Source organism: Natronobacterium haloterrestre (assembly GCF_900112205.1).
GTDB lineage: Archaea > Halobacteriota > Halobacteria > Halobacteriales > Natrialbaceae > Natronobacterium > Natronobacterium haloterrestre.
Genome location: NZ_FOKW01000003.1, coordinates 388,770 through 402,868, shown reverse-complemented (window position 1 = coordinate 402,868; position 14,099 = coordinate 388,770). Strand labels below are relative to the sequence as shown.

Annotated in this window: 13 protein-coding genes; 11 read left to right on the top strand and 2 right to left on the bottom strand. The window is 67.7% G+C overall.

The window, feature by feature from the left end; genetic code table 11:
* The first annotated feature begins 224 nt into the window (after positions 1-224).
* The 10 genes from BM113_RS08435 to BM113_RS08390 all read left to right on the top strand — a co-directional run bounded on the left by BM113_RS08435 (position 225) and on the right by BM113_RS08390 (position 9,608).
* Positions 225-1,907: a 4Fe-4S ferredoxin N-terminal domain-containing protein gene (locus tag BM113_RS08435; protein WP_089787022.1), complete on the top strand. Its 1,683-nt coding sequence runs from the start codon at positions 225-227 to the stop codon at positions 1,905-1,907.
* Positions 1,904-3,271, top strand: coding sequence for an NrfD/PsrC family molybdoenzyme membrane anchor subunit (gene nrfD, locus BM113_RS08430; RefSeq protein WP_089787020.1), 1,368 nt, complete (start codon positions 1,904-1,906; stop codon positions 3,269-3,271). Before BM113_RS08435 ends, nrfD begins: the two co-directional genes overlap by 4 nt.
* A complete protein-coding gene (locus BM113_RS08425) occupies positions 3,268-3,597 on the top strand; it encodes a hypothetical protein (RefSeq protein ID WP_089787019.1) in 330 nt (109 codons plus the stop codon). Before nrfD ends, BM113_RS08425 begins: the two co-directional genes overlap by 4 nt.
* Positions 3,598-3,777: 180 nt before the next feature.
* Complete coding sequence (locus BM113_RS08420; RefSeq protein WP_089787017.1) at positions 3,778-4,092, top strand: hypothetical protein; 315 nt, start codon at positions 3,778-3,780, stop codon at positions 4,090-4,092.
* A 133-nt stretch (positions 4,093-4,225) separates the two neighbouring features.
* Positions 4,226-5,317 carry an Mrp/NBP35 family ATP-binding protein gene (locus BM113_RS08415; RefSeq protein WP_089787015.1) on the top strand — a complete coding sequence of 364 codons (1,092 nt, stop codon included), beginning with the start codon at positions 4,226-4,228 and terminating at the stop codon, positions 5,315-5,317.
* A gap of 107 nt (positions 5,318-5,424) precedes the next feature.
* Positions 5,425-5,790 (top strand): cupin domain-containing protein, encoded by a 366-nt coding sequence (locus BM113_RS08410; RefSeq protein WP_089787014.1) that lies wholly within the window; start codon positions 5,425-5,427, stop codon positions 5,788-5,790.
* A 152-nt stretch (positions 5,791-5,942) separates the two neighbouring features.
* Positions 5,943-7,118, top strand: a complete 1,176-nt coding sequence (locus tag BM113_RS08405; RefSeq protein ID WP_089787012.1) for an ABC transporter substrate-binding protein — start codon at positions 5,943-5,945, stop codon at positions 7,116-7,118.
* On the top strand, positions 7,115-7,981 hold the full coding sequence (locus tag BM113_RS08400) for an ABC transporter permease (protein ID WP_089787010.1): 867 nt from the start codon (positions 7,115-7,117) through the stop codon (positions 7,979-7,981). Before BM113_RS08405 ends, BM113_RS08400 begins: the two co-directional genes overlap by 4 nt.
* The gene (locus BM113_RS08395; protein WP_089787008.1) at positions 7,978-8,865 is read left to right on the top strand and encodes an ABC transporter ATP-binding protein; all 888 of its coding nucleotides are present in this window, start codon (positions 7,978-7,980) and stop codon (positions 8,863-8,865) included. The genes BM113_RS08400 and BM113_RS08395 overlap by 4 nt, the downstream gene beginning before the upstream one ends.
* Positions 8,862-9,608: an ABC transporter permease gene (locus BM113_RS08390; RefSeq protein ID WP_089787005.1), complete on the top strand. Its 747-nt coding sequence runs from the start codon at positions 8,862-8,864 to the stop codon at positions 9,606-9,608. Before BM113_RS08395 ends, BM113_RS08390 begins: the two co-directional genes overlap by 4 nt.
* A 39-nt stretch (positions 9,609-9,647) precedes the next feature.
* On the opposite strand, the gene BM113_RS08385 is transcribed toward BM113_RS08390, so the two are convergent.
* Together BM113_RS08385 and BM113_RS08380 are read right to left on the bottom strand one after the other, a co-directional pair.
* The gene (locus tag BM113_RS08385; RefSeq protein WP_089787003.1) at positions 9,648-10,823 is read right to left on the bottom strand and encodes an asparagine synthase C-terminal domain-containing protein; all 1,176 of its coding nucleotides are present in this window, start codon (positions 10,821-10,823) and stop codon (positions 9,648-9,650) included.
* Positions 10,820-11,506, bottom strand: a complete 687-nt coding sequence (locus BM113_RS08380; protein WP_089787001.1) for a CehA/McbA family metallohydrolase — start codon at positions 11,504-11,506, stop codon at positions 10,820-10,822. Before BM113_RS08380 ends, BM113_RS08385 begins: the two co-directional genes overlap by 4 nt.
* Before the next feature lie 352 nt (positions 11,507-11,858).
* On the opposite strand from BM113_RS08380, the gene purL reads away from it, so the two are divergent.
* A complete protein-coding gene (gene purL / locus BM113_RS08375; protein WP_089786999.1) occupies positions 11,859-14,015 on the top strand; it encodes a phosphoribosylformylglycinamidine synthase subunit PurL in 2,157 nt (718 codons plus the stop codon).
* Positions 14,016-14,099: the final 84 nt, after the last annotated feature.

The following is a 14,099-nucleotide window of genomic DNA, read 5'->3' as shown; positions in this document are numbered from 1 at the left end:
CGAGATGTGGTGTCATCCAACACGAAACGAAACTGGTTTTGGCTCCTCCAGTTGATATACATGCGAATATGTTCGTGCCGATTCTCACCGGCTGGAAATCGGCTCTATACTTCATCCGCATATGGTTGTGAATCCGGGCTAGGGGACACAGATGAACATATTAAAGTGGGTACCGGCGAGTTACTGCGCTACGAAAACGCCGTGTACAGAGGTGTTCTGATCTGATGAGTACGGACGACGAATCATTCCACCCGCTCGGAAACGAGTGGGAAAACGAACTCGAGACGATGCTCGACGATACCGAGTACGATACGGAACTCGGTATGGAGATGGCCCAGGACGCGTTCCGCGTCACGAAAGGCGAGTTGTCGGAAGCCGAATTCCACGAGAAGTATCACGAAGACGTGATGGAGGAGTTCGGCGAGGACAACCGCCCGACTGCGGAGGCGTTCGAAGCGGCCCAGGAAGAAGCGAAAGGGGCCGCCTCCCGCATGCTCTCGAAGTTCGAGGGCGACGGGGAGGAGGGCCGCCGCGAAGCCATGAAGAAGATGGGCGCTGGCGCGGCCGCCGTCGGCCTCGGCGCGTGGGGCACGGTCGAGAACGGGAACGAGCCCGACCCGGAACCCGACGTCGCCGCCGCCGCTGAAGAGGAAGAAGACCCCTACGAGCACGACCGCACCCAGTGGGGGATGGCCCTCGACCTCGAGCGCTGTGACGGTTGCCTCTCCTGTGTTACTGCCTGTGCGACGGAGAACCAGCTCGACAGCGGGGTCAACTGGATGTACGTCCTCGAGTTCGAGGACCCGGGTGAGTCTGCGAACACGAATTCCTCGCTCGCCCGCACGAGCGGACCGAGCCCGAACCGCCTCATCCGGCCGTGTCAGCACTGTACTGACGCGCCGTGTGAGAAGGTCTGTCCGACGACTGCCCGCCACACCCGCGACAAGGACGGCCTCGTCCTGACCGACTACGACGTCTGTATCGGCTGCCGATACTGTCAGGTTGCCTGTCCGTACGGCGTCAACTACTTCCAGTGGGACGAACCCGACGTCTCGACCGAGGACATCGCGGAGCACCACGAGGAACTCGGTCAGGGCGATCACATGACCGACGACCGCGGTCGCTGGGTCGACAGCCGCGCCCCGCGTGGCGTCATGAGCAAGTGTACGATGTGTCCCAGCCGACAGGACGGTCACATGGGCGAGGAATACGTCGGCACTACGGCCTGCCAGCAGGCCTGCCCGCCCGGTGCGATCCAGTTCGGTAACATGAGCGACGAGGAAAGCGACCCCAAGAAGTACGCCGCGAACCCGAGCCGGGGTCGGACGCTCGAGCGTATCTCGCCGCCGTCGGCCGACGCGCTCGAGGAGTCGCTCGACGGTGCCGACGACGACCTCGAGTCGGTTCTCGAGGCGACCGACCTCGACGAGGACACGCTCGCACTAATGAAGGCCGTCGAGATCACCGGCGAACTCGGCACCGGCGACGGCAAACTCGCCGGATACGAACGCGAGTTCCAGGAAGCGCTCGACGCGCTCGCCGACCACGGACTCGACCTCGACAGCGAAGACGTGCTCGTCGAACTCGACCTCGCCGACGAGACCGACGAGGACGAGGAGTTCGACGGACCGAGCGTCGAGGACGCCCAGCAGCGTCTGGAAGCGTTCACCGGCTCGCCCGAGTCGAACTTCCGACTGCTCGAGGACATGGGCACCAACCCGAACATCGTCTACCTCGGTCAGGAGCCCGGCCCGCATGCCGAGCAGACCGAACCGACCGGAGCGACGAGCCTCGAGTACGAGCAGCTCAGCTACGAAGCGGTCAACGGCGAAACGATCGACCTCGTCGACAACCGCAAGGAAGTGCTCGACGAGGAAACCGTCGGTGACACGGGGTGGTCGCTGTGAGCACGAAGACTCCCTCCGAGGCCGACATCCTTCGACCGATCAACACGTTCACGAAGAAGTATATCGCGCTGTTCGGCGTGTGTGCACTGGCCTTCGGCGCGTTCCTCGTCGCCTGGGCCTACCAGCTCCAGAAGGGCCTGGTCGTCACGGGCCTCGGCGACTGGGGCTCCGGTGGCGGCGTCACCTGGGGCCTGTACATCGGCGCGTTCATCTGGTGGGTCGGTATCGCACACGGCGGGATCATCCTCTCGGCCGCTGTGCGTCTGCTCGGCATGGACCGCTACATGCCGGTCGCCCGCCTCGCCGAACTGCTGACGATCGCCGGCCTCTCCGCCGCTGGGTTCTACATCCTGGTCCACATGGGTCGCCCCGACCGGATGGTCACCAGCGTCCTTGGCCACTACCACATCACGGTCAACAACTCGCCGCTGGTGTGGGACGTGACGGTCATTACCGCCTACTTCGTCCTGACCGCCACCTATCTCGCCCTGACGCTCCGGTACGACATCACGCGACTGCGTGACCAGCTGCCGGACCTCTTCGAGCCGGTCTACAAGATCATGACGATCGGCTACACCAAAGAGGAGGATCGGGTCATCGAACGGATGGTCTGGTGGCTCGCCCTGGCGATCATCATCATGGCCCCGCTCCTGCTCCACGGTGGCGTCATTCCGTGGCTGTTCGCCGTGCTACCGGGCATGCCCGCCTGGTTCGGCGCCGTCCAGGGGCCGCAGTTCCTCACCATCGCACTGACCTCGGCGATCAGCGGCGTGATCCTCGTCGCCTACGCCTTCCGTCGTGCGTACGACTGGGAACACATCATGACCGACGACGTCTTCCGCGGCCTGCTGCTGTGGCTCGGGTTCTTCTGCCTGCTGTTCCTCTGGCTCCAGCTCCAGCAGAACGTCACCGGGCTGTTCAAGGCGCCGCTCTCGACGAGCACCGCACAGGGTGCCACTCTCGACCACCCGATCTACCTGCTCTCGATGGGCCTCGTGTTCGCGACCCTCGCGTACATCTTCGCACAGACGATCCGCCCGTCGCTGTTCACGAAGGCTCGAGCGATCCTCTCGGGGATCGTCGTGCTGACCGCGACCTTCCTCGAGAAGCTGCTGTTCGTCGTCGAAGGGTTCATGCACCCGGAATTCGAGATCTACGCCGCGACGCCCGGGGAGTACTTCCCGAGTGCCATCGAGTGGCTCTCGCTTGCCGGCACGATCGGCATGGTAGTGCTGATCTTCCTGTCGGTCTCGAAGGTCGTTCCGGTCGTCGAACTTCACGCGATCGAACACCTTCGTGGCGACCACGGCCACGAACACGAGGAACACGGTGAAACCGCCGCAGAGAAGGAGGTGAAAGCATGAGTCCAACCCTCACGTCCATCGCCGCAACGCTTGCGTTCCTGTCCCCGGAACTGCTGTATCACGGGTACGACGGGACCGAGGGCCTGACCGGCTTCCCGAACATCGGTACCTGGCTGATCTTCGCGGTGATCCTGGTGCCGGTCTACATCATGGTGATCGCGTGGTTCGTCGGTGAACCGCGGGACACCAAGTCGGGACTGCTCGGCGTCTCGTATCTCGTCGGCCTGACGACGTCGATGTGGGTCGGGATGTTCTTCCTGACCATGATCATCGGCATCGTCTTCTACGGCGGAATGCCCGAACCGATCGGCGCGACCGGCCCGTAACGGGCGGCGTCGCTGTCGCGGTCGCTTTCGTTTTCTCTTTCGATTTTCGTCTTCCCGTAGCTACCGGACTCGAGTATCGAACGCTTCGGGACGGCCACCTGCCCGTCTTTTCTGCTCCCGATCCCAACCCCTTGCACGTGCAGGCGGTAGCGAAACCACGGAAGACGTGGTACTCGGGCTATGCTTTCCCTCGCTGCCGCGAGAGCCGTGACCGCGACGGTGCTGTACCACGGCTACGAGGGGACCCAGGGGTTGACCGGGTTCCCGAACACGGGGACCTGGCTGATTTTCGCAGTGATCCTCGTACCGATCTACGTCATGGTGATCGCGTGGTTCGTCGGTACGCCGCGGAACACGAAGACGGGACTGCTCGGCGTCACCTACCTCGTTGGCCTGACCTCGGGGATGTGGATCAGTATGTTCTTCCTGACCGTCATCATCGGTATCGTCTTCTACGGCGGCGCGCCGGAGCCGATCGGGGCGACCGGTCCGTAGTCTCCGAAAGCCGCTCGTTACGAATCGCGTTGACCGTCCGCTATCCCGTCTCGAAACCGTCTTCGTCCCGCTACGGGGCGGAACCATCACACGTATCCCCGTCGACCCCTTTCGCTCTAGGTAACGACGCAGCATGAGTATCACAGAACACGAACTCAAGATCAAACTCGAGGAGATCGAGGATCCCGACATCGGCGAGGACATCGTCACCCTCGGGCTAGTCAACGACGTCGTGATCGACGACGAGACCGCCCGCATCTCGCTCGCGCTCAACGCCCCCTACGCGCCCTCCGAGATGGAACTCGGCAACCGGGTACGTGAGGTCTGTGACGAGGTCGGCCTCGAGGCCGACCTCCGGGCCCACGTCGGCCAGGAACACGGCTTCGACGACGAAGTGCTGCCCCGCGTCCGCAACGTGATCGCCGTCTCCTCCGGGAAGGGTGGCGTCGGCAAGACCACGGTCGCCGCGAACCTCGCGGCCGGCCTCGAGAAACGCGGCGCGATGGTCGGTCTGCTCGACGCCGACATCCACGGGCCGAACATCCCGAAGATCCTGCCGGTCGAGGGCGAACCGGGCGTGATGCCCAACGAGGACATCGTCCCGCCGCGCTCGGACGGCGTCCGCGTCATCAGCATGGGCTTCATGACCGAGGAGGACGACGACCCCGCGATCCTCCGCGGGCCGATGGTCAACAAGTTCATGATGAAGTTCCTCGAGGGCGTCGAGTGGGGCCGCCTCGACTACCTCGTCGTCGACCTGCCGCCGGGGACCGGCGACGCGACGCTGAACCTCCTGCAGTCGATGCCCGTCACGGGATCGGTCGTCGTCACGACGCCCCAGGAAATGGCGCTCGAGGACACCCGAAAGGGGGTCCAGATGTTCAACAAGCACGACACGCCCGTCCTGGGCGTCGTCGAGAACATGAGTTCGTTCGTCTGTCCGTCCTGTGGCGACCAGCACGGCCTGTTCGGAACCGACGGCGCGGACGACATCGTCGACCGGTACGACGTGCCGCTGCTGGGCAAGATCCCGATCCACCCGGACTTCGGCGCGGACGGGAGCCAGGGACCGATCGTCAAGGACGACGACAGCGAGGTCCAGGAGCCGGTCGAGAACGTGGTCGCCGAGATCGCCGACCGGATCGGCGAGGCCAACCGTCGCACGGTCGCCGAGCACACCTCGGACGAACCGGCGGACGTTCTGCCGACCGAGACCGAAGACTGACCGCGCCGGTTTTCCGCTCTTTCGTTCCGATCGCCGATCCGCTCTTCGGCTCGCCAGGACTGCGAACGGAGTCGTTTTGCCACTCGTCGTCGAAGGTAGCCACGGCCATGTCATCCGATAGCGATTCCGATAGCGAATCCGGACTCGACGAATACGCCGACGCGCTCGCCGACTCCGGACTCGAGCCGGGCGACGGCGAGGTCGAAACCGCGGAACTGGTCGTCACCGACGACGTGCTCGTCAAGGCGTTCGCGCTCGGTCCGGGCGCGGAACTCGAGGCTCACGATCACCCCGACAGCACGAACGTTTTCCACGTACTCGAGGGGACGGTGACGGTCGTCCGCGGGGAAGACGAGCAGGCGATCGAGGCACCGGGCGTGGTCCGGCACGATCGGGGCGTCGCCCACGGGGCGCGAAACGAGACCGAGGAGACGGTGATATTCACGGCGAGTCTGTGTCCGTTGCCGTCCTGATCGCTCGCTCGCGCTATCCTTTCGCTTCGCGGGTCACGGCTCGCGACCGCCTACAGTCTCGTCGAAAGCGGTAACTTTCGACCGAATCCCCGAGCGGAGGCGAGCGTCACCACCTTCAGCGCCGCTTTGACCCGGTGGCGAGAGGAACGGGTATGGAACGAGAACGATCCGGGCGGGACGATCGGTCACGCCCCCCTCTCGAGCGTGGAGCAGGAAACGGCGACGACGGCAGCGGACGCTCGCGGCGAAGCGTGCTCGAAACCGTCGGCGCGGCGGGCGCGGCCGTCGGCCTCTCCGGCGTCGCCGGCTGTCTGGGCGGTGCCGTCGGGGGCTCCGAGACGATCACCGTCGACTACCATCCCTACTACAGCGAGGCCTTCTCCGCGCTGGTGATCCGCCACGGCGAACTCTGGGAGAAACACCTCCCGGACGGGTACGACGTCGAGTGGCACGCCGTGTTGCAGGGTGCCCCGACGGTCAACCGGCTCATCTCCGGCCAGACCGACCTGGGGTACATGGGCGACAACCCGGCGATCATCGCCGCGGCGAACGACGACACGCCGATCCGGATCGTCGGGCTGAGCGGCTACTCGATGGGCCAGCAGGGCAACCTCTGTGTCGTCCACGAGGACGCGGACCTCGAGTCGGCTGCGGATCTGGACGGTCGCGAGGTCAACGTCACCCAGGGGACGCTCTCGCATCGCTTCCTGCTGACCGTCCTCGAGCAGGAGGACATCGACGTGACGATCAGGGACCAGGACATCAACACGATCGTCACGAACCTGCGCGAGGGGTCGATCGACGTCGCCTTCGGCTGGGAGCCCTCGATGGCCCGCGTCGTCGACCAGGCCTCGTCCGGGCGCTACCTGTTCACCGGCGCCGACTACGACGAACCCGACCTGGGGGCGCTCGTCATGCCCGACTCGCTGATCGAGGACCGGCCCGAGGTCGCGAAGGGGTGGCTGAAGGCCGAACTCGAGGCCAAACACCTGCTCGCGACCGAACCCGACCGCGCGCTGGATCTGGGGATGGAGGAGTCGGAACTGAGCCGCGACCTCGAGCGCGAGACGGTCCGGACGACGCTGTACGAGAACCTCGAGGTCAACCCCGAGGTCGACCGACAGCGGTTCTACACCGACTTCTCCGCAGTCGGGCCGGCCCGGGACCTGCTTACCGACACCGGCCCCGAGTTCCTGCTCGAGGAGGCCGAGGTGATCGATCGGACGCCGCCGAGCGACCGGTACGACACGGACCTGCTGTCGGAGGCGGCCGACGACCTCGAGTCGGAGGTCGACTGGAACCCCCGCCGCGCGGGTGATCGATCGTGAGCGGGGCCGCGACCGTCGCCCGCGTTCGCCGGTCCGCCGCGACCGGCGCGACGACGTTCGCCCGCCGTCTCGAGGCGGTCCCGCGCTCCGCTCGCCGCGCCGTCTCGGTGCTCGCGGTGTTTGCGATCTGGTGGGCGCTGGTCCGGTTCGGCGTCGCCGGGTTCGCCTTCTTCGTCTCGCCGGTCGAGACGGCCGCCGCCGTCGCCGCTCACCTGACCGGCGAACCGGTTGCCGACGGCGGCACGATCTACCTGCACGCCGCCTACACGACGGCGCGCGTGCTCGCCGGGGTGGCGGTCGCGGTCACGGTCGCCATCCCGCTGGGGCTGGTGATCGGCACGCAGCGCCGCTGGGAGCGGTTCCTGCTGCCGGCACTCGAGTTCCTGCGGCCGATTCCGCCGATCGCGTGGGTGCCGCTGGTACTCGTGATCTTCCCCACCGTTCGGCTCGGCGTCGTATTCGTGGTGTTCCTCGGGGCGTTCTTCCCCGTGCTAGTCAACACAGTCAACGGCGTTCGATCGGTCGACGACGAGTATCGCCGTGCCGCGGCGAGCCTCGGCGCGGGCGACCGCGAGGTGCTTCGTCACGTCGTGTTGCCGTCGGCGCTCCCGGCAATCTTCACCGGCGTCACCATCGGCGTCGGTCTCGGCTGGGTGACGGTCATCGCCGCGGAGATGATCACCGGCGAGTACGGGCTCGGCCACGTCGTCTTCCAGGCCTACCGGCTGATCGACGTCGAATCGGTGGTCGTCGGCATGATCGCCGTCGGGTTCCTCGGCGCTGCCTCGACGGCCCTGCTGTCGGCCGCCGTCGAGCGGGCGGCTCCCTGGCTCGAGGGCGCGCCGACGGGGGTGACGCGATGAGCCCCGGTCGCGAATCCTCTGGCGGTCGGATCGCCATCGAGGGGCTGACCAAGACCTACGGCGGCGAGGCCGACGACGAGCGGGTCGTCGCCGTCGACGATCTGGACCTCGAGATCGAACCCGGCGAGTTCGTGACCGTGCTCGGCCCCTCTGGCTGCGGGAAGAGCACCCTGCTCGACTGCGTCGCCGGTCACGTCGAACCGACCGAGGGCCGGGTCACGGTCGACGGCGACCCCGTGACCGGGCCCGATCCGAGCCGCGGGGTCGTCTTCCAGGAGAATCGGCTGTTCCCCTGGAAGACCGTCCGTGAGAACGTCGCGTTCGGGCCGTCCGTGCGGGGTCGCTCGACCGATCGAGTGCCCGAACTGCTCGAGCGGATGGGGCTGTCCTCGTTCGCCGACTCCTATCCGAGCGACCTGTCGGGCGGGATGGCCCAGCGGGCGGAACTCGCCCGCCTGCTCGCAAACGAGCCGTCGATCATGCTGATGGACGAGCCGTTCAGCGCGCTCGACGCGATGACGAAACAGCGCATGCAGGTCGAACTGCTGTCGGCCTGGCGGGAGACGGACGCGACGGCGCTTTTCGTCACCCACGACGTCGAGGAGGCGATCCTGCTTGCCGACCGCGTGGTCGTCATGACGGCCCGGCCGGGAACCGTCAAGACGGTCGTCGACGTCCCGCTGGAGCGGCCTCGAGGCCACGACGCCCGGACGACCGAGGCCTTCACCGACCTGAAGCGGCGGCTGCTGGCGTCGATCCACGACGAGGCCGGCTCGGAGTTCGCGGCCGAGGCGGGAGCGCGGCCCGCGACTCTCGCGGACGGCGGTGACGACGGCGACGGGGACGACGCAGCCGACAGCTCCGGCGGAGGCGGATCCCCGTGACCGGCGACCGGATCGGCCCGGCGACGTCGCTGCTCGGACTCGGGACCGTCTGGTGGCTCGTCGGTGCGACCGTCGCGCCCGGCCTGCCCACGCCGCCGGTCGTCGCCGGTGCCGCCGCAACCGTGGCGACCGACCCGTCGTTTCTCGCCTCGGCCGCCACGAGCGCCGTCCGGGTGTACGTTCCCTTCCTCCTCGCTGTCGCGCTCGCCGTCCCCGTCGGGTTGCTCGCGGGGTGGCACGATCCGTTCGCCGACCTGACGCTGCCGGCGCTCGAGTTGCTCCGGCCGATCCCGCCGATCGCGTGGATTCCCGCGGTGATCCTGTTGATCCCCGGCACCGAACCCGGGATCATGTTCATCACCTTCCTGGGCGCGTTCTTCCCCATCCTGCTGAACGCGCTCGAGGGGGGCCGGAGCGTCGACCGGGAGTACGCGAAGGCGGCCCGGTCGCTGGGCACCGACTCGGCGTCGACGTTCCGCCACGTCGCCGTGCCGGGCGCGTTGCCGTCGATCACGACCGGGCTCTCCGTCGGGATGGGGCTGGCGTGGCTCAACCTCGTGGCCGCGGAGATGCTCGCGGGCGGCAGCGGCCTGGGCTACCTGACGTGGTCCGCTTACACGGGCGGCTCGTACCCTCACATCGTCGTCGGCATGCTCTCGATCGCGGCCCTGGGCGCGGCGTCGACGGCCGCGGTCGGTCGGCTCGACCGGTGGCTCGTCCCCTGGGCGAACCGGTCTGCCTGACGGCGTGAATCCGCCGAAAATCGTTTTCGTCGCTCGCGGTTACGTTTCGCCCGCCGTAGCCGTGTCGTCCGAATCCTCGAGCAGCGACGCCACGTACTTCGTCACGTGGTCGTCCATCCGCCGTTTGTAGCCCGCCTGGCGGGCGAGTCGGTCCAGTTCGCGGGCGACGAGGCTCCCGTACTGGACGGCCTTCTTGTCCCTCTCGGCGACCTCGTCGGGGAGATACCGCGTCGCCACTCGGCGGAAGCCGCGCTTTCGGGTCTCCTCGTCGGCGAGTAACTCGTCCGGCAGCCCCAGTGCAGCGTCGACGACTGCATCGTGCAACAGCGGCGCGACGGGCTCGAGGCCGGTCGCCCGGATCGCGAGCACGTCCCGGGGGAGCTGGTCGGGCAGGCTACGGATCTGTTCGCGCACTGCGCCGCGGGTCGTCTCGGCCTCGACGCGGTGGTCCAGCCGGACGACCTTCTCGTAGCCGCCGAACAGTTCGTCCGCGCCCTGGCCGACCGCGAGCGCGTCGAATCCGTCGGCCGCGACCCGCTCGCCGACCAGGTACAGCGGCAGTGCAATCTGGACGTCCATCGCGTTCGTCCGCCCGGTCGCGCGGGCGATCTCGGGGACGGCCCGCTCGAGGTCCGCGGGCTCGAGTTCGACGACCGTCAACTCGCGGCCCATCGCCTCGGCGGCCGTCCGGGCGGCCTCGACGTCGTGGCTGTTCGGGAAGCCGACGACGTACAGCGGGGCGTCGAGGAGTTCGGCGACCAGCGCCGAGTCGACGCCGCCCGAGAAGGCGACGGCGATCTCGCGGTCGCTCGCGAGCGCCTCGTCGGCCGCCCGCCGGATGGCGTCCTCGAGCGCCTCGAGGGCGGCCTCGGGATCGTCGGTGTCGGTGTCGGTGTCGGGTTCGGGGTCCGGAAGCGTCCAGTGGTCGTCGACCCCCTCGATCGGTGTGTCTCCGAGGTCGGTCGTCTCGAGAACGCCGCCCGCCGGGAACGGAACCGGATCCTCGAGGGCGGCGGGTTCGAAGGCCCACTCCGGCCCGTTTTCCGTACCGCCTGCACCCTCGAGAAACAGCGGCTCCCGCCCGAGGACGTCCCGGACGAGCAGCCCATCGACGTCGCCCGCGAAGCCGGCCGTTCCCGGGAACGGATCGCCGGACTCGAGGGCCCTGCGGACGACGTCGGCGTCGGCCCCGCGGAGGGTCTCGCTCGCGGTCATCGCATCAACCCCATGACGCTGTTCCTGACCCGGCGCGTAACCCCGCCGGCGAACTGTCGAAAGCTGATGTGCCAGGGCGTCCGCTTGCCCTCCACCGAGGTCTTCCCCTGGCTGATCGCCTCGAGGATCGCGTCGGCCGATCGCTCGTCGGCGTCGACGCGGGTGACCGCCTGGCCGACCATCTCGCCGATGTGGGCGTCGCTGCCGGCCGTCATCGGCAGGTTCCGGGACTTGGCGAACCGTTCGGCCTGGCGGTTGGCCCGGCCGGTCAGCAGCCGCGAGTTGTAGACCTCGATCGCGTCGCCCTTTGCGAGTTCCTCTCGCGAAATGCGGGCCATCACGCCGTGTCGCGACTCCTGGAACGGATGGGGGATCACCGCCAGCCCGCCCTGTTCGCGGATCTTCTCGAGCGTCGTCTCGTAGGAGAGCCCCGGCGGGATCGCCTCCTCGACGCCCAGTCCGAGGATGTGGCCCGCCTTGCTCGAGATCTCGATGCCCGGAATCCCGACGAGGCCGTACTCGGCGGCGCGCTCGGCGGCCTCGAGGCTGGCGTCGATCTCGTCGTGGTCGGTCACCGCGATGGCGTCGAGATCGACGGCCTCGGCCTGCTCGAGGAGGAGTTCGACCGAGTCCCGGCCGTCGTAGGACAGCGACGAGTGGACGTGGAGTTCGACCGACAGCACGTGCGTACGTTTCTTTCGCCTGATCAAAAGCGCCTCGGTCCTCCCGCTTGCTGTGATCGATCGGAGCACTCAAGCCTCGAGTTCCGCCGTCGACGCTCGGGGTTCGGGTCCGATGTGAGGGCCGTGATCTCCCACACAGAGACACGAATCGTCCTCGAAACGGGCCGTCAGGACCGCCGAACGACCCGACGAGTACGAGAACAGGTACTACGGCTCGAGGTAGCTCGACACCTGCGCGGCCGTCACTCGGTAACTCTCCTCGCTCGCTTCTTCCGCGGACTCGAGCGGTTCTGGAATACACGAACGTGTATATAGAAACCCCTTTACCGGCCGACTTTCATCACTTAGATGAATGAGTCTTGCCGATTCGGACCGCGAACTCGTCGTCGAGGAGCTGGGCCGGGAACCGACTCCGGCGGAGGCGGCGCTGTTCGAGAACCTCTGGAGCGAACACTGTGCGTACCGCTCCTCGAGGCCCCTGCTGTCCGCGTTCGAGAGCGAGGGCGAGGAGGTCGTGATCGGGCCGGGCGACGACGCGGCGGTCGTCTCGCTGCCCGGGGACGACGGGACGTACGTGACGATAGGGATCGAGAGCCACAACCATCCTTCCTACGTGGACCCGTTCGACGGCGCGGCCACGGGCGTCGGCGGCATCGTCCGGGACACGCTCTCGATGGGCGCGTACCCGATCGCGCTGGCGGACTCGCTGTACTTCGGCGAGTTCGACCGCGAACACTCGAAGTACCTCTTCGAGGGCGTCGTCGAGGGGATCAGCCACTACGGCAACTGCATCGGCGTCCCCACCGTCGCGGGCAGCGTCGACTTCCATCCCGACTACGAGGGCAATCCGCTCGTCAACGTCGCCTGCGTCGGGCTGACAAGCGAGGAACGGCTCGTCACCGCCGAGGCCCAGGAACCGGGGAACAAACTCGTGCTCGTGGGCAACGCGACCGGCCGGGACGGCCTCGGGGGTGCTTCCTTCGCCAGCGAGGACCTCTCGGAGGACGCCGAAACCGAAGACCGGCCCGCGGTCCAGGTCGGCGACCCCTACGCGGAGAAACTGCTGATCGAGGCCAACGAGCGACTGATCGAGGAGGACCTGATCGAGTCCGCGCGCGACCTCGGGGCGGCCGGCCTGGGCGGTGCGTCGAGCGAACTGGTCGCCAAGGGCGGTCTGGGGGCCGAGATCGAACTCGAGCGCGTCCACCAGCGCGAGCCCAACATGAACGCCCTCGAGATACTGCTCGCCGAGTCCCAGGAGCGGATGTGCTACGAGGTCGCCCCCGAGAACGTCGAGCGCGTCCGCGAGATCGCCGAGCGGTTCGACCTCGGCTGCTCCGTGATCGGCGAGGTCACCGAGGGCAACTACGTCGCGACCTTTGATGGTGAGACGGTCGTCGACGTCGACGCCGAGTTCCTCGGCGAGGGTGCGCCGATGAACGACCTCGAGAGCGTCGACGTCGAGCAGCCCGAGACTGATCTTCCCGAGGTGGACCTCGAGGAGGCGTTCGAGACCGTCGTCGCGAGCCCGAACACGGCCTCGAAGCGGTGGGTCTACCGCCAGTACGATCACGAGGTCGGCGTCCGCACGAGCGTGGGTCCGGGCGACGACGCGGCGCTCATCGCGGTCAGAGAAGCCGAGCAGGGACTCGCGATATCGTCCGGCGCTGCCCCCAACTGGACCGACACGGCACCCTACGAGGGTGCACGCGCCGTCGCACTCGAGAACGCGACCAACGTGGCGGCCAAGGGCGCGACGCCGCTGGCCGCGGTCGACTGTCTCAACGGCGGCAACCCCGAGAAGCCCGAGGTTTACGGCGGCTTCGAGGGGATCGTCGACGGCCTCGCCGACATGTGTGCCACCCTCGAGACGCCGGTCGTGGGCGGCAACGTCTCGCTGTACAACGACTCCGCGGCGGGGCCGATCCCCCCGACGCCGACGCTCGCGCTGGTCGGCGCGAAGGCCGGTTACGACGCACCGCCGCTGTCGCTCGCGCCCGAGGCCGACGCGGAACTGCTGCTGGTCGGCGACCGCGGCCTCGAGTCCGGGGCGTTCGACCTGGGCGGCTCGGAGTACCTCGCCCGCTTCGACGGGACCGACGCCTTCCCCGAACTGCCGGCGGAGCCGGCCGCCCTCGTCGAGACGATCGCCGAGGTCGCGGACGACGACGCGACCCGCGCCACCCACGACGTCAGTCACGGCGGGCTCGCGGTCTCGCTCGCCGAGATGGTCACCGAGGAGGCCGGCCTCGAGGCGACGCTCCCGGTTTCCGAGGGCGAGGTTGCCGGTGCCTTGTTCCACGAACAGCCCGGCCGCGTGCTGATCCAGACCGCGGAGCCGGCGGCCGTCCGCGAGGCGTTCGACGGCGTCGCTCCCGTCGTCTCACTCGGCTCCGCCACCGACGACGGGGCGCTCGCGCTCGAGGCCGAGGACGGAACGGAACTGCTCGAGACGGATGCCGGGACGATCGACGAGTTGCGGTCGACGATCGAGGACGAACTCGCGTAGCCGTCCGGACGCGGCGGGCACTCGCTTCCGGGGCATGCTGCCCTGACGACGATTCCGGTGCCGGTATTTTGATATAGCCCGCCT

What these genes read in the sequence shown, in the direction of transcription:
- BM113_RS08435 (WP_089787022.1), top strand. Translation starts at nt 225, where the DNA reads ATGAGTACGGACGACGAATCATTCCACCCGCTCGGAAACGAGTGGGAA.
- BM113_RS08425 (WP_089787019.1), top strand. Translation starts at nt 3,268, where the DNA reads ATGAGTCCAACCCTCACGTCCATCGCCGCAACGCTTGCGTTCCTGTCC.
- BM113_RS08420 (WP_089787017.1), top strand. Translation starts at nt 3,778, where the DNA reads ATGCTTTCCCTCGCTGCCGCGAGAGCCGTGACCGCGACGGTGCTGTAC.
- BM113_RS08415 (WP_089787015.1), top strand. Translation starts at nt 4,226, where the DNA reads ATGAGTATCACAGAACACGAACTCAAGATCAAACTCGAGGAGATCGAG.
- BM113_RS08410 (WP_089787014.1), top strand. Translation starts at nt 5,425, where the DNA reads ATGTCATCCGATAGCGATTCCGATAGCGAATCCGGACTCGACGAATAC.
- BM113_RS08405 (WP_089787012.1), top strand. Translation starts at nt 5,943, where the DNA reads ATGGAACGAGAACGATCCGGGCGGGACGATCGGTCACGCCCCCCTCTC.
- BM113_RS08395 (WP_089787008.1), top strand. Translation starts at nt 7,978, where the DNA reads ATGAGCCCCGGTCGCGAATCCTCTGGCGGTCGGATCGCCATCGAGGGG.
- BM113_RS08385 (WP_089787003.1), bottom strand. Translation starts at nt 10,823, where the DNA reads ATGACCGCGAGCGAGACCCTCCGCGGGGCCGACGCCGACGTCGTCCGC.
- purL (WP_089786999.1), top strand. Translation starts at nt 11,859, where the DNA reads ATGAGTCTTGCCGATTCGGACCGCGAACTCGTCGTCGAGGAGCTGGGC.